This is a genomic window from Parapedobacter sp. (assembly GCF_035556095.1).
GTDB lineage: Bacteria > Bacteroidota > Bacteroidia > Sphingobacteriales > Sphingobacteriaceae > Parapedobacter.
The window spans coordinates 64,070-81,969 of sequence record NZ_DATMFT010000025.1; the positions used below are offsets into that span (position 1 = coordinate 64,070).

Here is a 17,900-nt window from a genome sequence, read left to right on the forward strand (position 1 = left end):
GAGCCATTATAATGCCAAAAAGAAACGACATCTGCCGAGACGGCGGATGTCGTTTTGCATCTAGCAACACATTAAACGGCAACCTGTGCCTCGTAATCTGCTGCAGAAAGCAGCCCTTCTACATCTGCGGGATTGTTCAGTTTCACCCGGACGAGCCAGCCTTCTCCGTACGGGTCTTGGTTGACCAGCTCCGGTGAACTGTCTACCTTATCATTAACTTCCAACACGGTGGCCGCGACAGGCATAAACAAATCAGACACCGTTTTCACGGCTTCTACAGTGCCAAATACCTCATCTTGCGCCACCGCATCGCCTACGGTGTTGACATCGATGAACACGATATCGCCAAGTTCACGCTGGGCAAAATCGGTAATCCCGATTACGGCTTCCTCACCCGATACACGTATCCATTCGTGGTCTTTCGTGTACTTTAAATCTTTAGGAAAAGTCATTCAAATACGATTTACTTACTAATTCATGCATACATTAACGATACAGTGTACCGAAACAGTATCCTGTTAAAACACCTTCAAACTTAGCTAAAATTGCTTTCATACACAATATAAAAACCTGAGTTCGATTATTCTTTGTCGGCTCAGATCAGGGTAATAACACGCAATCAGAAAATACATATCTTTAAGACCTATGAATCCACACGTCGATAAACTATATGCTATAGCCAACAAGTCCCAGCGATTGGTCGTCGGCTTGATGTCGGGCACTTCCTTAGATGGCTTGGATATCGCACTGTGCCGTATCGTGGGCAGCGGACGCAGTACCGAGCTCGATCTCCTCCGGTTTGAGACGATAGGTTATAGCGATAACTTTCGCGAACGGATACGCCAAATCTTCGCTAAACGTACCATTGACCAACAGGTGCTCTGCGGGCTCCACCCCCTCATCGGGCAAACCCATGGGGTACTGGTAAACGACGCTCTGCGCAAATGGGGTATATCGCCTAGCGACGTCGACCTGCTCGCAAGCCATGGTCAGACGGTTTTCCACGCACCACAGTCGCTCACGGACACAACAGCGTATCCAAACAGTACCTTGCAACTGGGCGACGGCGACCACTTGGCCGTAACTACAGGTATCATCACCATCTCCGACTTCAGGCAGAAGCATATCGCCGCAGGAGGCGAGGGAGCACCGCTAGCGGCTTACGGCGACTACCTCCTTTTTACCGACGTCCACGAAACACGTATACTGCTCAATATCGGCGGCATCGCCAACTTCACGCTTCTATCTGCCACCGGCGGCAATGGCGGCCCCTGCTTTGCCACCGATGTGGGCCCGGGAAACACTCTGATGAACCAATATATGCTGGCGCAGCTGGGTGTGGAAATGGACCGCAATGCCCGCTTAGCATCCACAGGTGCCGTAAACCGGCCGTTGCTAGCCGCCTTGTTAAACCACGACTTCTTTTCAATGCCCTTTCCTAAAACGACGGGGCCCGAGTTATTTAGCCTCCAGTACCTCACCGATGCTCAGCAAGCGAGTGGTACCGAGGGTCTGCATACGCGCGATGTGATGGCCACCTTAGTCGCATTCTCCGCATCGGCCATCAACACATCGATAAGACGTGCAGTACAGGCATCCCCAAATCCCCATGTCTACATCAGCGGCGGCGGATTACATAACCCCTTATTGGTCGACCGCATAACGGATGGGCTCGCGGAGATCCCTGTCTCTTCTTTCGAAGTATTGGGACTTTTACCCGATGCCAAGGAAGCGGCTCTTTTTGCCCTGTTGGCCAACGAAACCGTAGCGGGTAAAGCCGCCAATGCAACAGCGATACTGGATTCGCCGGCCGTGTGTATGGGGAAAATTAGTTTTCCAGAATAGCTACTCCTCGCCGAGAGCCTCGTGGAGGAACAATTTGAAGTCATACATCCGGCGATAGGCTTTTAAAACGCGTTCTAAGCCGTCCGTATGTTGCAGTTCCTTATCCGTGAACGATTCGAATGCCGTGAAGCTTTTGAGTTTAAGCCACGCGATGTAGGGATTTTCCTCACTGAATCCGGCCGGCGGCCTCTTCAACGTATCCTGCATGTCTAGCCGACAGTATTTTTTAAATGCCGGTTCATCCACGATTTCCTGCAGGCGGGCACCACTATAGTCTATCTCCTGCCTGATGGCCGCGAGGTGTTCCTTCTCGGGCCGCCAATACCCTGCTGCGGCGAAGCTGTTGCCCGGCTGGATATGGATATAGTATTCGGGGCCGTTCAATTTACGGCCGGCCGTGGAAATCCCGGCGCCCAGCCAAGTTTTGTAGGGCGTCTTGTCCTTGCTGAAACGCGTATCCCGGTAAATCCGGAAAACACACTTAGACACGGGGATATCCGCCGAAATGTAACGGTCCCATTGCGCGAGGCCGTCGATTAGCCCCGCGGTAAAATCCTTCATGTTCTGCCAGGCGCGCTCATACTCATCGCGGTGTTCCTGAAACCATTCCCGGTCGTTATTTGTTTTGATTGCCGTAAGAAAACGAAACGTGTCGGCATGTATAGCAGCTTGCATGATGCGATATGTTTTTTAAATCAATACACCAACTCAAGAAATACGAGCACCGCTGGTGCGGCGAACAGTAGTCCATCGAAGCGGTCTAGCAAGCCCCCATGTCCGGGTAAGACCGCGCCAGAGTCCTTCACCTGCTGGCTGCGCTTTAGCATCGACTCCACAAGATCGCCGAACGTACCGAATAGCGAAACAACCAGTGCCATCCCCACCCATTGCCAGCTAACCAATATCGTAAAATAATGGGCCAATACGAGCGCGGTCACCAACGCCAGTAGCACGCCGCCTACAAATCCTTCCCAGGTTTTGTTGGGCGATATGCGTTCGAACAAGCGGTTCCTGCCGAAAAACTTCCCCATCAGGTATGCTCCGGTATCGTTGCCCCAAAGAATCAGCATGAAGCCAAGCGGCAAGCGGTAATCGTATGTGCCTGTAACGAAGCCCAACGAGAAAAAGGCGATGAAAGGCAATACGACATAAACCACGCCAAGCAGCGTATGGGCGATGCCGCCAAACGGTTTTTCGTGTTTCTGGTAGAGCGGGATAATAAATGTTGCCGCAATAAGCGGTACAAGCAATAACAGATAGTGCGCATCGAAACCCACCAACCGGTAACCCGTGAACAGCCCAAATCCGAGTAAGCCCAGTAACAAGCCTAGCAGCCGGTTCGGTCGACTACTGTCATCGCCAATAATGCGGTAAAACTCACCTAGACAATAGGCACTTAACAGGATAAAAAAGCCAGCGAAGATATAGCGACCCAACAACATGGAAGCCACCATAACGATGACAAAAAAAAGAGCAGTAATGGCGCGTATTCTCATGGCATTATTGTTCGCTATCTCCGCCCTCCATTTCGGCAATCAGTCCTTTTGCAAACGCCTCCTCCGATTCATGTACATACAGCTCCACTTGGCCAAAGCGGTAAGATGAATCTTGCTTGTTCATAATCACCGCCGATACACCATGTTCCTCAAGCATCTGTTTGGTAATCTCCGCCTGAACGGGATTGCCCGTAGTGAATAGTTTAACCCAATGTTTTTCCATGGCGTCGCGTGTTTTTTTCGGTGGCTGTTTTGTGGTATTGGTAGAGCAACACCCCCGTGAGCACAAAACTAATAAAATATAGATACGAAGGGATTTGTTCTCCAAAATTCATATCATCGAGCGACCTTCCCTGCCGCTGAAGGTAAAACGCAGATATCACCGCAGTTGCGTTATTGATGAAATGGGCCAATACAGGCAACCAGATATTCTTCCCCCACAGCAATAGGTATCCGAACAGTGCTCCAAGCAACATCCGTGGTAGGAAACCATAAAACTGCAAGTGTATGGCGCTAAAAACAATGGCGGTGACCCAAATAGCAGCGTGCGGATTGCGAAACCACCGTTGAAGGATGCCCTGTACACATCCACGGAAAAGAAATTCTTCGCCGATGGCGGCAATGACAGCGATTATGAGGAGGTTTATGAAAAGCCCCCAATAGGTGGTGTCTGAAAGGAATATCCGGGTAAGCCGTTCGAGTTCGGCTTCCTTGGCCTTCATCCAGTTTTCTAAACCCGACAGTGCTTCGGGCAGTACCAATCGTTCATTGAGCTTGATGGCTTGCTCGAAAATAGGGGCTGAAAAAAACATAATGCCGATAATGACAAACCACAGTTGCGGATTGACCGATGCGTTGAAATCGAGGTATCGATAGCGCCGTTTTTCAATGACCCCCATTAATATCGCGGGCAAGACAAACATGCCAATACTGGAGCCTGCTTGAACAATTTTCAGGAAATTGACATCCGACATGTTGCCCTCAAGAACCCGTTCAAGGTTACCGATACCAGCTGCCCCATTCGTCACAGCCAAGCCGATGAGCATCGAGAGCGCACCAAAAACAACTGCCCCAGCAAAAACAAGGGCCAGCAGCAGAATCAACGATGTGACGGGATGATTTTCTCCAGGTTGCTGGAGGCCTCCCCGGAACGCATTGTGCTCAGTCATTGGGCGTGCATTAATTTGGGGATGAAGATACGGATTGCGACTGACACTCGGAAACAAGGACGGGCTACCCTGCGCCCGCCAGCCGGATTCGGATGGTTTCCGTCGTTTGTTTCATTGTCCAGCGAGGAACACGCAATTCAATTCGTTTCAATCCTTTAATACGTCGGTCCAAGGCCAGCGGTGCCGGGTCTAGCGAGATGACAGAAAACCGCAGTTCGGGATGCGATAGGTTCTCGATGCGGAGGGATTTGCCATCCTTTTTCAACAGCGCGCCACCGGGTTGGATAACCACATCCGCCGTCGTAATCAACTGCCAAGTCACCTCTTCGGTTTTTTCAGCAGGAGAGATTTGGTCTTCTATCAGTAATGAGGTGGGGCTATCTTTCACAAATCTACGCTGAGCTGATGCCAATAGATCGCCAAAAGCTGCGGTAAGGTCCACCGTCGCTTCGGGCATCGTACCGTTTTTGAAATCTGTAATCGTGGCCATCCCATCTACCCGATGCATCTGGCCATTTACGGTGAGGGTGCTATGGCCGAAGTTATTTTTGGTGAGCAATGTCCAGCGTTGGCTATTCTGGCTACTACTCCACAATTCAAAGCCTGCCTTTTCGAGTTCTTCATAACTTTGGTTTCCCGGATCAATCGCCCAGCGTACACCGTCCAACTCAAATACGAACGAGCCGCCGTCCATATTGCCATGATTGACGGTACCGCGGCCGCCCTTCCCACCGAAATAGTATTGATGAGAATCGTCGGGGCCACCTGTAAAAAAAACCACCGGATTCGGGCCATCACCCTTCCAAGCAGTCGGGATGCTTCCCTCGACCTTTTCTTCGAATTGGGCTAACCATACCAATCCGGCTCCATCCAGCCGCGAAAGGCGGCTCATTTCATCCACCGGCTTTAAAAACCGATCGCGCTCGAAATAAGCGGCGTTCCCCGTCCGTTTTGCAAACCATGCCAGTACCATGTCGCCGTTCCGCCCGCGACGGTCGCCGCAATCGGCGAAATTATAATACATGCCCGAAGGTGCGTTCGTGAGCGCCTTGAATGTTGCGCTTTCGACAAATCCCGGGAACTCACCGTAGCCGAAGTCCGTTCCAAAGGCACTTTCCAGCATGGCAATGGTTACCACGGAGAAGCTTGTGCCATAGTCCCAATATCCTGATCCTTCCGGGTAGACGCCATCGGGCATGTATTCATGGAGGGCGTTGGGCAACCCGTCGAGTGCTCGGTAGAGTGTTTTAGCAGCTAGTTCAGGGTCGCGTTCGGCGATAGCGATGGACGCCGCAATCATCCCGCCATTGCAAACCTGGTTCCAGTTGTTATTGCCATAGGCCCATGATGGGTTTTTATTGTCAGCTGGCCAGCTGGGGTTAATCCCCTTTTCAATCAGCGCCTTCTCGGCTTCTTCAATGGTGGCCTTGGGCAGATCTCCTGCAGTCCAGTCGAGCGCAAGGGCAACTGCCAAGGCCATTTCGCCTACATCCAGGTAGTGCGACGGGTTCCAGTCTGAAAACCGGCAAACCGCGAGTACTTCGTCGTTGATGCGCTGCAAAATACTAGGCTCCTTTTCGATTCGGTATACTATGCCCAGCATATTTACCCGGCGCAACATCTCCCGGGAAACAGAGAGCAGGCGACGGCCGATTTGTTTGCGTTCCAGCAACGGTTCGTTTGGAATTGCTTCGGCATCCCGCTGAATGGCTTTATACATGTTTTGTACCACCGGGTCGGTTTTGAGTTGCTGCCTGAGCCGCTTCTCGATGTCGCGGTTAAACACCAGCCTGGGCTGTGCTTTCCGCAGGTGCTTTTTTACATACGCTACACTGATGGGATTTTCTAGCTTCGGACTGCCTTCTTCATCCGTTTGTGCATCAACAGTAAAGGTCACAGCTGCGAATGACAACAAAAAAATAAACAGGCGAAGGATGGAACGTTGCGTTTTGGTATCCATGGATTTTGCTTTTTAGCGATTTAACAGCTGTTTGTATCGAGTCAATGCTTCTTCGTAGTAATAATCGGCGTATGACAGCGGCACTTCGATTTCACTATTGCCTGGAAAATGTCCGGTGGAGTGCATTAGCAAATAAAAACACCTCTAAAATATACTAGGTTTGACTCGCTACTCAAGCATTATTTTGATCAATCTGTGTTTATATCAGTTATCGCAAACCTAGAGAAAATGTTTCATTTACGTAGTCGCTTACGCGGTAATTTTTACGAAAACGTTGTAGCAGACGAGTATAGAAAGTTAAAATAACCTATATTTGAATAACAAACGTAAAGGCACTACAATGAAAGCCTTACCGATTATAGCCCCCCTACTAATCGCCAGCATCTTTGTCGCGACAGGAGCGCGCGCGCAGGAAGAGTTCATCCCGCCCCCATCCCAAGAGCTGACCACGTTACCGTTTTCGTTGGCCGCTGAAAGCGTCATCCTCGTCAAAGGCATATTGGTGGGCACCCCCGATACATTGAACTTTATCCTCGATACAGGAAGTAGTGGTATTTCATTGGATTCGACTACCGCCAGCAGCCTTGGTTTTGTACCCGAAGAGTCGGACATCAATATCCGTGGCATTGCCGGCGTCCGAAAGGCCAAGTTTTTGTATGCCAAACAACTCAAACTCAATGACCTCATTGTAGACAGCCTCAACTTCCATATCAACGACTATGAGTTCCTATCGTATGTTTATGGCGCACGTATCGACGGCGTCATTGGCTACTCGCTGTTAAGCCGCTATATTCTGAAAATCGATTATGACGACCAGGAGATGACCATCTGTTCGCAGGGCACCATCAAATATCCGCGTGGGGGCCACCTATTGCGGCCGTTCATCCGTACCCTTCCTGTGCACAGCGCCCAGCTGAAAGACCACCGCAGAATCAGATCCCGTTTCCTTTTCGACATCGGGGCTGGGCTATCGTTGGTTTTGTCGAAGGAGTTCGAAACGGATAGTTCGGTCATGCGCAAGAAGCGTAAACGCTTTCCCATAGAAGCACATGGCGTGGGTGGGAAACTAGGCATGGAAATGACGCTCGTGAAGGATTTCCGGTTAGGCCCCTATCGTTTCCGCAATGTTCCTACCATGATATTTGAAGATGAATTCAATGTGACGTCCTATCCCTACCTCGGGGGGCTTATCGGCAACCAGATTCTGAAACGCTTCAACCTTATTATCAACTACCAGCGTCGTGAAATCCACCTCAAACCAAACTCGTTGTACCGCGAGCCGTTCGAGTATTCCTATTCCGGCATGGAACTCTATTACGTCGATGGTAATATCGTGGTGGGCTCCATCATTAAAGCCTCACCAGCGGCTATAGCGGGCATTGAAAAAGGCGATATCGTCATCGCAGTCGATAATAATGCCAACCAAAATTTCACCCAATATAAAAAGGCGTTGACATCGGCCAAGAAGCGAGTACGGCTTATTATACGGCGCGACGAGAAGCTGATGGAAATTGAGGTCAAGCTGATGAGTCTATTATAAGCAACGAGGTATGCCGATTATTTCTACCTTAGTGGTTGAAAAAGGTGATAGGTGAAAAAATTAACGGTCAGCAAACAGGAGAAAGAAACATTAGACGAAGCCATCACGCACTGGCGGGAGACCGGATTGATTGACAATACTTCGGCCGATCGGTTGAGTGAATCGTATGAGGTGAAGGGGTTCGACTGGAAAAGGCTCGCCCAGTACGCATTCTGGGTCGCCCTTTCGTGCGTGGTGTTGGCTTTCCTCTCGTTATTTGCCGACCAGCTGGTGCTCCGTTGGATCGAGCGGTTGTACGACACGCCCGATGTAGTTATCTGTATTTTCTGCTTGTTACTAGCCGTTGTATGCTATGCATGGGGGTTCCGTAATAAGCGCAAGCATCCCGACAAGACGTTTAGTAACGAGGCCCTGATGGCGCTTGGCGTATTCGCCACGGCTGCCTTCATTGGCTATTTCGGCAAAATAGTCGACAAAGGATCGGGGCACTTTTCGCTGCTGTTTCTCGCTTCGGTGGTGATTTACGGCGTACTCTCGGTAAAGCTATCTTCAAAACTAATCTGGATATTCACACTGGTTGCTTTTGGCGTATGGTTTGCAACTGAAACAGCTTATCACAGCAACTGGGGGTTCCGTTTTTGGGGCATGAACTACCCACTACGCTTTACGCTGTTTGGCGCGTTGCTCACGGCATTTGCGCTGTTCTGGCAACACCGAGTCAAACCAATCAGCCAATTCCAGCAGCTCACGTATATCATCGGACTTACCTACTTGATGACTGCACTATGGTTGCTGTCCATATTCGGCAATTACAGCGACCTGGACCTTTGGTCGCAGGTGCGGCAGTGGCACATTTTCTATTGGGGCTTATTATCGTCGGCAGTATCGCTGGGCCTGGCTTGGTACGGGTTGAAAAAGCACGATAATGTGGCCCGCGAATTCGGCATTGTCTTTTTGATTATCAACATTTATACCCGGTTTTTTGAGTACTTATGGGATAACATCAACCGGGCTGTTTTTTTCCTGTTACTCGCGCTATCCTTTTGGTACATCGGCCGCTGGGCCGAGCGGATATGGCGCAAGGGGATAAAATAAGGGTGCGCAGATTGGCACCCCTTTACCGAATTTGCTTAGCGCCTGAGGTTCTTATTGTTTAACAAACTGAACGCTTGCCTGTATTTTCACGTCGTCGCTCACCACTACCGCACCGGCTTCGGTAACGGCGCTCCACGTCAAACCGAATTCCTTGCGGCTGATCTTGCCTGACACCTCAAACCCGGCCTTGAAATTACCATATGGGTCGGTCACCGTGCCGCCAAACTCCACATCGAATTTCACGGGCTTCGTAGTTCCCCCGATAGTCAGGTCGCCACGCAATACAAACTCATCACTGCCCTTTTCTTCAATGGAAGTTGATGCGAACGTTATCTGCGGATGATTCGTCGCATCGAAGAAGTCGGCCGATTTCAAGTGCTCATCACGCTGCGATTGGTTGGTGTCGATGCTCGTTGTATCGATGGTGAAATCTACCTTACCGGTGGTAAAGTCATCTTCGTTTTCCGTCACCACCGTTCCGTCGAACGACCGGAAATAACCGGTAACTGTCGTGATGACCAAATGTTTCACCTTGAATGCTACCTCTGAGTGGGTAGGGTCTAACTTCCATGTTGTTGCCATAATGTCTTTTTTTAACTAGTTCGATGCAAAGGTACGTCCTGTTTCTTAAGCAGGCATTGAACTAGATTAAGTTCTTCATTTAGACAGAACAATCTTAATGGCAACTGGTTTTACCAACGTTTTTTATAGCGGTTGCTACCGAGAGTTAGCCCACCTTCACGTCATAAGTGATGTCCACGCCGCCGGCTGCGAGCATATCGTGAACCGAACAATATTTCTTTACCGCCAGTTCCGCTGCCTTCCCGGCTTTCACGGGATCGATGTCGCCTTTGAGGGAAAACGAGATGTGAATGCTTGTAAATACATTAGGAATGGCCTCCCGCCGTTCGCCCTCCACGTTGATTTGCAAATCGTCTATTTGCTGACGCTGCTTTTTGAGGATGCTCACCAAATCCAGCGCACTGCATGAGCCTAGCGCCATCAACACCAATTCCATGGGCCGTGCGCCCAGCCCTTCGCCGCCGATATCGGGCGAGCCGTCGATATGCACCTTTACCGGAGTGGTGTCGCTGCTGCCCTCAAAGTGGACCGCATCGTTGACTTTACTTAACTTGATATTCATGACTTGCTGTTCGTTAGTGCCTGTTCGAGATCGTCGATGATATCCGCCACATCTTCCAACCCCACCGAGATGCGTATACTGCCCGGCTGGATGCCAAGCTGCAGCCGTTCGGCCTCGGTCAGCTTGGAGTGGGTAGTGGATGTCGGGTGTGTCGCGATACTGCGCGAATCGCCCAAGTTGGACGTGATGCAAAGCATCTTCAACGCATCAAGGAACCGTTTGGCCCGGTCGTATCCGCCTTTGAGCACAAAGGTCACAACGCCACCACCAGCCTTCATCTGCTTCTTCGCAAGCGCATACTGCGGGTGCGAGGGCAGGAACGGGTAGCGTACCGTTTCCACCTCGGGGTTTGCTTCCAACGCTTCGGCCACAGCCAGTGCGTTGCTGCAATGGCGGTCCATCCGCAAGCCCAGTGTTTCGAGGCTTTTGGATAAAAGCCAGGCATTGAACGGTGCGAGCGACGGACCCGTATGGCGGATGAAAAACATAAGCTCATCAATCAATTCCTGTTTGCCTACCACCACACCGCCGAGCACACGCCCCTGGCCATCCATGTATTTGGTGGCCGAATGGCTCACCAGGTCAAACCCATATTGGATGGGTTTCTGAAGATACGGTGTAGCAAAGCAGTTGTCTACGTTGAGGATGATATCGGGATATTTCTCTTTGAACTTGCCCAGCCATTCCAGATCCACCAGTTCCAATCCGGGATTGGATGGTGTCTCGAGGAAAATCATCCGTGTATTGGGCTGGATGGCCTGTTCCCATGTTTCCGGATGGGCGGCATCCACATAGGTGGTGGTGATGCCCCACCGGGGGAACAATTTGGTGAAGAGTTGATGGGTGGAGCCAAATACTGCCCGGCACGACACGATGTGGTCGCCGCTTTTCAGCAGTGCCGCAAACGATGCAAACACCGCAGCCATGCCCGATGAGAATGCAAGGCCCGCCTCGGCACCTTCCATGGCACATACCTTATTGATAAATTCGGTGGTATTCGGGTTTGAGTAACGGGAATACACATTTCCCTGTTCTTCTTCAGCAAATATAGCACGGCTCTGCTCAGCGTCGTCGAAAATAAAGCTGGATGTAAGGTAGAGGGGTACCGCATGTTCCCGATAGGGAGAGCGGTCGGCCTGTTCGCGGATGGCCTTTGTTTGTTCGTTCATTTCCAATCTTAGTGAGGCAAATCTAGCCAAAGTCACGTGGAAATGCAAATTGCCTGCCCCCTGTTTTTCAGCCTTTCTTGGTCTTTAGCTGATGGTCTAGCGAATAGGGCCCCGACCCGACAACGAGGAAAACGAGGAGCAGTGCCAAGACCACCAATGAAACCCACAGTTCTGAATTAAGGAAGGTGAGCCCCCGGGTTATGTTCACGAAAAATACGGCAACAAACAACACGGGCAGTTGGAACGCCACGGCCAAGCGCGTGGTCAACCCTAGCGCGATGAGGATACCGCCTACGAGGTGTGCGAAAGCGACATAATGGACGGCACCCCACGTATAGACCTGGATATGGGCGTCTTCGATCAACTGTCTCAAGGCCTGTGTGTCAGCAAGAAACGTTACACCCTTCAGGAAAATAACAATACCCAAACCAATGCGGATAATATCTAGCCAACGGGGGTGGTGGGCATCGCCCCAGTACTCGATTTTTTCGATGACATTCATAATAGGTCTCCTTTCCGGTTAGACAACAAAAAAGCCAGCTTTTTGTTTGAAAGCCGGCTCCGTTTATTTTGTTTTACCGTTAACCGGCTATTTCTTGATGTACATCACTTCCTTTACGGCTTTGACCACACGTTCCACATTAGGCAGGGCTGCCTGCAACAACGTGGGGGCATACGGCAGGGGCACATCGGCCGACGCGATCCGCACCACCGGCGCATCCAGGTAGTCGAACGCATCGCGCTGTACCTTGTATGCAATTTCGGACGATATCGATGCCAGCGGCCATGCTTCTTCCACAATCACCAAGCGATTGGTCCGTTTCACCGACTCGATGATCGCACCGTAATCGATAGGGCGAACCGTACGCAAGTTGATGAGATCAACGTCGATTCCTTCTTTTGTCAATTCCTCGACAGCCGGCTCTACTACCCGCGGCAGCATTTTGCCGAATGTCACGACGGTTACGTCGTTGCCTGATTTCACGGTATGCGCCTTGCCAAGCTCAAGGTAATATTCCTCTTCCGGCACCTCGCCTTTATCGCCGTACATCACTTCCGATTCCATGAAGATGACCGGGTCGGGATCAATGATGGATTGTTTCAGCAGCCCTTTGGCATCGTAGGGATTCGCTGGCACCACGACTTTGAGGCCCGGCGTATTGGCATACCAGTTTTCAAAGTTTTGGGAGTGCTGGGCGGCGAGTTGTCCGGCATTGCCCGTAGGGCCACGAAATACAATAGGGATGGGAAACTGCCCACCGCTCATGGAATTCATTTTGGCGGCGGAGTTAATTACCTGGTCTATAGCAACCAATGAAAAGTTAAACGTCATGAATTCGATAATGGGCTTCAGCCCGTTCATGGCGGCACCGATGCCTATCCCGGCAAATCCCAGTTCGGAGATGGGTGTATCAATGACGCGCTTGGGGCCAAACTCATCCAGCATCCCCTGGCTCACCTTGTAGGCACCGTTGTATTCGGCCACCTCTTCACCCATCAAAAAAATCTTTTCGTCTTTGCGCATCTCTTCGTTCATCGCTTCACGAAGCGCTTCCCTGAATTGTATTTCTCTCATCGGTTGTTTATCGTTGTCGACAGTATATCGTTGTCAAAAAATATAGCATGCAAACCTACTACAAAAAATCGACATTTTTGAACCGGTTTCTGTCAAATTTTTGTGTTTAAGCGGTGTTCAGGCCATTCCATGTTGCGCGTAAAGTTCATGAGCCAGCGATTGAGGTTTTCGACGGCCTGCGCGAGTTGCCAGCTCGCCTTATTGCGGCGCTCCACATAGTTGGATATTGCACGTACCTGGAGCGCCGGTATACCGAAGTGCTGGGCCGCTTGGAACACCGCCGCCCCTTCCATGCTTTCGACATCGGCCGATAAGCGTTCGACAACAGCTTTGATGGCGGCGTCGTTACCGTGTACCGTATTCACGGTAATGCCTTTGCATGAGCGCAGGTTTTCGACCGATGGATGGGAATATCGGCTATAGAACGTACACGGTGTCAGTCCGGCAGCCTCACTGTCGATAAACCGCTCGCCGTCTTCAACGCCTAGCTCCGAAAAGATGTCCTCAACCACCCACACCACTTCGCCCAGTTGGATGGCGCGGTCAAAGCTGCCTGCCACGCCCACATTGAGCAACAGGTCGTAACGGGTACTGGCAAGCCGTTCGCCAAGTGCGAGCGCCGTTGCTACCATGCCTACGCCGGTGATGAGCGTATCCATCCCCTGCCGTCGCTGCACCGGCAGACCAAGAAACGGTTTGATTTCCGCTTCCGTAGCTGCAATGACCAATACATCCATTTGCTTTTAACCACGAATGTAGGCAAAATGAATTACTTTTGCCAGCAATGGTTTATCTAAGGGTGCTTTTACTACCGTTCTCGCTGCTTTACGGGTTGGCAATCTGGATCCGCAATCGGCTATACGATTGGGGGTGGTTGCGGTCGGTGGCTTTCGACAGGTCCGTTATTGTAGTGGGCAACCTTGCCGTGGGTGGCACCGGTAAAAGCCCGATGACCGAATACCTCGTACGGTTGCTTTCTCCACGCGGACGCTTAGCCACGTTGAGCCGCGGTTATGGCCGGAAAACGAAGGGTTTTCTGGAAGTGATGCCTGATGACACTGCCCGTCGCAGCGGTGATGAACCGCTCCAATTCAAACGCAAGTTCCCTGAAGTCACGGTTGCCGTAGATGAAGACCGCGTAGACGGCGTATCGCGGTTGATCCGAAGTGGGCATGACATCATCGTGCTCGACGATGCCTACCAGCACCGGGCATTGCGGCCGGGATTTGCGATCCTGCTGTTCGATTACCATGCAATGAGTAAACCGAATTGGCTGCTGCCTGCTGGCAACTATCGCGACGCTTTCAAGGAACGCCGACGTGCCGATGTGATGGTGGTTACTAAAACCCCACTGGGAGCCACGGAAGCCGAAAAAGATCGTATCCGCAGGGGGCTTTCTACTGCACGCCATATCCCCATCTTGTTCGCGGGCATCGGTTATGGGTCGCTTACACGGGTACTGGCGAATGAATCCGGCGCGGCTGCCTTGCACCGTGATGCCGCAGTACTGCTCCTTACGGGGATTGCCAACCCAGCGCCCCTTTACGAGTACCTGTCGTCGCAAGTGTCGGAAATCGTGCACATGCGTTATGCCGATCACCACGACTATTCCACAGCCGACATCCACAAGGTTGTCCGCCGCTTCGGTGAAATAAATAATCCAGACAAACTGATCGTCACCACAGAAAAAGACGCACAACGACTGCGGGAACCGGCGATTTCGGATTTAATGGTGGGGCTACCCCTCTATATGGTTCCAATCCATCTGGAGTTTGACCCCAAGGATGAGGCTACCTTCCGTGAACGCGTATTAGCCTACTGCTCCAGGCCACATTAATAGCTATTTCCGGTTTCCCCTGAAAGCATACATCAAATAAAACAGTGCTGGCAGGATGAAGATGCTACCCAGCACGAGTGCCCACCCCAGCGCATCGATACTGGCCAAGCCCCCGTGGTGGTCGGTTAGCGACAGGTCTCCGCCGTTCTTCAATAAAATGAGGTGCGGGTAGTGGCGATACGTCGCGGCAAAAAGAATCATCACCACCTGAAAACCGGCCAACAGCCGCATCCATAGCACGGAACGTCTGTTGAGCGCAACAAATAACGCGACCAACGACAGGGTGGCCAGCAGCACTGCCAGTTGTCCCCAAAGGTCTCCCACAATCCACTCCACAAGAGGGATACCCGACCGATGAGCTGACACGAAAACCGCTCCACCGCACGCCACAGCGATGGCAATGAATGCCCGAGCGAGCCGCACCAGCATCCGCTGGTGCCCGGCGTCTGCCGTTTGCCCCACGGCAAACACTGCCGCGAGGTAGCCGCATATGGCCACCGTGAAAAATCCTACGCTCACGCCAAAGGGATTCAGCCAGCTGTATACGTATGCCGACAAGAAGTCGGTCGCTTCCGTGTCGATCGTCCGCGAAACCGTCGCTGCCGCAATGATGCCCAGAAAAAACGGCGTAATAAGGCTTGATAGCGTAAAAACGTGCGAATAGACCGTTTGCATCTCATCCGTTACCGCATCGTAATGCCGGAAAGCAAACGCTGTCCCCCGTGCGATGATACCCAACAGCATCAGCACCAGCGGAATATGCATGTAAACCGACATGGTGGTGTAGATTTCCGGAAAGCCCACGAAAAGGATGACGATGGCAATGATCAACCACATGTGGTTGGCCTCCCAGATCGGCCCGATGGCATCATACATGATGTTGCGAACGGTTTTGCGATGCTTGGGTTTACTCACCAGCTCCACGATGCCCGCACCGAAATCAGCTCCACCTAACAGGATATACAGACAGATGGAAGCCCAGAGGTAAGCGATGACGATATACAGCATAGTCGTTATGGATTCTTTTGGTATTCGGGGTCTGTCGGATCGTATAATCTGCCCACCATCTTGATCTGCCGATACAGCAAGAATATCACAATCAGCGAAAGCGATATGAAAATCGCCGTAAACAGGTAGAACGAATAGACGATCCCGGGCATGGGCGTCACGGCGTCGGCCGTACGCATCACCTCATGGATAATCCACGGCTGCCGGCCCACCTCGGTGACGGTCCACCCTGCCTCCAAGGCGATGTACCCCATCGGAATGGCCACCACAAACAGCCGCAGTAGCCAACGGCTGGACAACCAGGGCCGCTTGCGGATCAACCCATACAGGTAGACAACCGCCAGCGCCGCCAGCAACATCCCCAACCCAATCATGAGCTGAAACGCATAGTGCGTTACGGCCACCGGTGGCCGATTCTCGCGCGGAACATCCTTGAGTCCCATCACCGGCTTGTCCACATCACCATGGGCAAGAAAACTCAGCAGTCCCGGTATTTTCAATGCATATCGCACCGTATCGTTCTCCTCATCGGGGATACCCCCCACGATAAACGGTGCCCGTGGCTCGGTATCAAAATGCGCCTCCATGGCTGCCAGTTTCACCGGCTGCCGCTTGGCTACGTCTTTCGCCGAAATATCTCCGCTGACCGGCTGCAATAATGCCGCTATACACGCCGAGAGTGCCGCAATGCGGAACGCCGCATGATGGAACGATGTATTTTTCCCTTTCAACAGCATCAGCGCGTGTACGCCGGCAACGGCAAAACCCGTGGCGACAAAAGCGGCCAGTACCATATGCAACGCCTGTGAAAACCACGCGTCGTTAAACATCGCAGCGATGGGATCGATGTTGAGGTATTGCCCGTCGACATAGTCGAAACCTGCCGGACTGTTCATCCACGCATTCGCGGCCACCACCAGGATACCGGAAGCGATACCACTCAGGCCCACCACCACACCGGTCGCCCAGTGGAACCACCGGTTGAACCGCCCCCAGCCATACAGGAAAAACCCGAGCGCAATGGCCTCGATGAAAAACGCGGTGCCCTCCAACGAAAATGGCATGCCGAAAATCGGTCCGGCATGTTCCATGAAGGTCGGCCACAGCAGCCCAAGCTCAAAAGAGAGCATCGTTCCCGATACTGCTCCTGTGGCAAAAAAAATGGCTACCCCGCGGCTCCAAGCTTTGGTAAGCCCTTTGTACAACACATTTCCCGTTTTCAGGTAAATGAAATGCGAAATGGACATGAAAAACGGCATCACCATGCCGATACAGGCAAAAATGATGTGGAAACCCAGGGACATGGCCATCTGTGAACGGGCCGCGAGAAAATCATCCATGCCGATACTGCGATTTGTCTCCCCAAAGCTACGGAAATAACAGCTATCCGCTGCGACCTTCTAATAGGCTATGCAAGCAAATGATTAATTTAAAAACGTTCTAAAAATTAATATCCCCTGCTTGTTAACTTTGTTTTTTGAGGTACTTGGTTAGGATCACGATCTGTTGTCCTTCAACCCTGCCCTCGATCTGTTCGGCATTGTCTTCGACCAGGCGAATATTCCTAACTACGGTACCCAATTTGGCACTGATAGTGCTGCCTTTCACATCCAGCGTTTTGGTTAATACCACCGAGTCACCGTTCTGCAGTACATTGCCGAACGCGTCTTTGTGGATGACGGCTTCACCCGGTTCTTCGGGTGCCGCCACAGCTTCTGCCCACGCCGACGTCTCCTCATCGAGGTAGAGGATATCCAGCGCATCCGCGGCCCAACTTTCGCCCTTCAGGCGGTTAAGCATCCGCCAAGCCAGCACCTGCACAGCAGGGACCTCGCTCCACATCGTATCCGGAAGGAATCGCCATTCGTCGGGGTTTACCGGCTCGCGACCCTCGATCTGCGCAAGTAACGACTGGCATACCACCACTTCATTTTCCGAGTGGTTATCCGGTGGCACGTGATATACCACCACTTCCGCTTCTTTACCACAGAGTTCACACTTGCCACCGCTTCGGGCCAACAGTTTATCGTTCATGGCCGCAAAGATAACAATGATTCCGAT

The 17,900-nt window shown here is 51.7% G+C and carries 19 protein-coding genes; 4 read left to right on the forward strand and 15 right to left on the reverse strand.

Annotation, left to right across the window (positions count from 1 at the left end; translation table 11 throughout):
• Positions 1–71: 71 nt before the first annotated feature.
• Positions 72–452 (reverse strand): glycine cleavage system protein GcvH, encoded by a 381-nt coding sequence (gcvH, locus tag VNQ80_RS16020; RefSeq protein WP_325640477.1) that lies wholly within the window; start codon positions 450–452, stop codon positions 72–74.
• Positions 453–645: 193 nt separating this feature from the next.
• On the opposite strand from gcvH, the gene VNQ80_RS16025 reads away from it, so the two are divergent.
• Positions 646–1,845, forward strand: a complete 1,200-nt coding sequence (locus VNQ80_RS16025; RefSeq protein ID WP_325640479.1) for an anhydro-N-acetylmuramic acid kinase — start codon at positions 646–648, stop codon at positions 1,843–1,845.
• On the opposite strand, the gene VNQ80_RS16030 is transcribed toward VNQ80_RS16025, so the two are convergent.
• The 5 genes from VNQ80_RS16030 to VNQ80_RS16050 all read right to left on the reverse strand — a co-directional run bounded on the left by VNQ80_RS16030 (position 1,846) and on the right by VNQ80_RS16050 (position 6,470).
• The gene (locus tag VNQ80_RS16030) at positions 1,846–2,520 is read right to left on the reverse strand and encodes a DUF2461 domain-containing protein (RefSeq protein ID WP_325640481.1); all 675 of its coding nucleotides are present in this window, start codon (positions 2,518–2,520) and stop codon (positions 1,846–1,848) included.
• Positions 2,521–2,540: 20 nt separating this feature from the next.
• Positions 2,541–3,341, reverse strand: coding sequence for a phosphatidate cytidylyltransferase (locus VNQ80_RS16035; RefSeq protein WP_325640483.1), 801 nt, complete (start codon positions 3,339–3,341; stop codon positions 2,541–2,543).
• Positions 3,342–3,345: 4 nt separating this feature from the next.
• Positions 3,346–3,564: a DUF2007 domain-containing protein gene (locus VNQ80_RS16040; protein WP_325640485.1), complete on the reverse strand. Its 219-nt coding sequence runs from the start codon at positions 3,562–3,564 to the stop codon at positions 3,346–3,348.
• Positions 3,545–4,510 (reverse strand): CPBP family intramembrane glutamic endopeptidase, encoded by a 966-nt coding sequence (locus VNQ80_RS16045; RefSeq protein ID WP_325640487.1) that lies wholly within the window; start codon positions 4,508–4,510, stop codon positions 3,545–3,547. The genes VNQ80_RS16040 and VNQ80_RS16045 overlap by 20 nt, the downstream gene beginning before the upstream one ends.
• 64 nt (positions 4,511–4,574) lie before the next feature.
• A complete protein-coding gene (locus VNQ80_RS16050; RefSeq protein WP_325640489.1) occupies positions 4,575–6,470 on the reverse strand; it encodes a heparinase II/III domain-containing protein in 1,896 nt (631 codons plus the stop codon).
• Between the two features lie 340 nt (positions 6,471–6,810).
• On the opposite strand from VNQ80_RS16050, the gene VNQ80_RS16060 reads away from it, so the two are divergent.
• Both VNQ80_RS16060 and VNQ80_RS16065 read left to right on the forward strand, forming a co-directional pair.
• Entirely contained in the window at positions 6,811–8,010 is a 1,200-nt protein-coding gene (locus VNQ80_RS16060; RefSeq protein ID WP_325640491.1) for an aspartyl protease family protein, read from the forward strand.
• Positions 8,011–8,061: 51 nt separating this feature from the next.
• Positions 8,062–9,105: a DUF2157 domain-containing protein gene (locus VNQ80_RS16065; protein WP_325640493.1), complete on the forward strand. Its 1,044-nt coding sequence runs from the start codon at positions 8,062–8,064 to the stop codon at positions 9,103–9,105.
• 51 nt (positions 9,106–9,156) lie between these two features.
• Here VNQ80_RS16065 and VNQ80_RS16070 read toward each other — a convergent pair whose 3' ends face one another.
• From VNQ80_RS16070 to mqnB, 6 genes are all read right to left on the reverse strand, one after another.
• Positions 9,157–9,687, reverse strand: coding sequence for a YceI family protein (locus VNQ80_RS16070; RefSeq protein WP_325640495.1), 531 nt, complete (start codon positions 9,685–9,687; stop codon positions 9,157–9,159).
• Positions 9,688–9,832: 145 nt separating this feature from the next.
• Positions 9,833–10,249 (reverse strand): OsmC family protein, encoded by a 417-nt coding sequence (locus tag VNQ80_RS16075; RefSeq protein ID WP_325640497.1) that lies wholly within the window; start codon positions 10,247–10,249, stop codon positions 9,833–9,835.
• Positions 10,246–11,418, reverse strand: coding sequence for a trans-sulfuration enzyme family protein (locus VNQ80_RS16080; protein WP_325640499.1), 1,173 nt, complete (start codon positions 11,416–11,418; stop codon positions 10,246–10,248). Before VNQ80_RS16080 ends, VNQ80_RS16075 begins: the two co-directional genes overlap by 4 nt.
• Before the next feature lie 67 nt (positions 11,419–11,485).
• The gene (locus tag VNQ80_RS16085; protein WP_325640501.1) at positions 11,486–11,920 is read right to left on the reverse strand and encodes a DoxX family protein; all 435 of its coding nucleotides are present in this window, start codon (positions 11,918–11,920) and stop codon (positions 11,486–11,488) included.
• Positions 11,921–12,007: 87 nt separating this feature from the next.
• The gene (locus tag VNQ80_RS16090) at positions 12,008–12,994 is read right to left on the reverse strand and encodes a pyruvate dehydrogenase complex E1 component subunit beta (protein WP_325640503.1); all 987 of its coding nucleotides are present in this window, start codon (positions 12,992–12,994) and stop codon (positions 12,008–12,010) included.
• 92 nt (positions 12,995–13,086) lie between these two features.
• On the reverse strand, positions 13,087–13,731 hold the full coding sequence (gene mqnB / locus VNQ80_RS16095; RefSeq protein WP_325640505.1) for a futalosine hydrolase: 645 nt from the start codon (positions 13,729–13,731) through the stop codon (positions 13,087–13,089).
• A 47-nt stretch (positions 13,732–13,778) separates the two neighbouring features.
• Here mqnB and lpxK point away from each other — a divergent pair, with 47 nt between their 5' ends.
• Positions 13,779–14,831: a tetraacyldisaccharide 4'-kinase gene (lpxK, locus tag VNQ80_RS16100; protein ID WP_325640507.1), complete on the forward strand. Its 1,053-nt coding sequence runs from the start codon at positions 13,779–13,781 to the stop codon at positions 14,829–14,831.
• A gap of 3 nt (positions 14,832–14,834) precedes the next feature.
• On the opposite strand, the gene VNQ80_RS16105 is transcribed toward lpxK, so the two are convergent.
• From VNQ80_RS16105 to VNQ80_RS16115, 3 genes are all read right to left on the reverse strand, one after another.
• The gene (locus tag VNQ80_RS16105; protein WP_325640509.1) at positions 14,835–15,839 is read right to left on the reverse strand and encodes a cytochrome d ubiquinol oxidase subunit II; all 1,005 of its coding nucleotides are present in this window, start codon (positions 15,837–15,839) and stop codon (positions 14,835–14,837) included.
• Positions 15,840–15,844: 5 nt separating this feature from the next.
• Entirely contained in the window at positions 15,845–17,179 is a 1,335-nt protein-coding gene (locus tag VNQ80_RS16110) for a cytochrome ubiquinol oxidase subunit I (protein WP_325640511.1), read from the reverse strand.
• Positions 17,180–17,303: 124 nt separating this feature from the next.
• A complete protein-coding gene (locus VNQ80_RS16115) occupies positions 17,304–17,873 on the reverse strand; it encodes a PhnA domain-containing protein (protein WP_325640513.1) in 570 nt (189 codons plus the stop codon).
• Between the last annotated feature and the right edge of the window lie 27 nt (positions 17,874–17,900).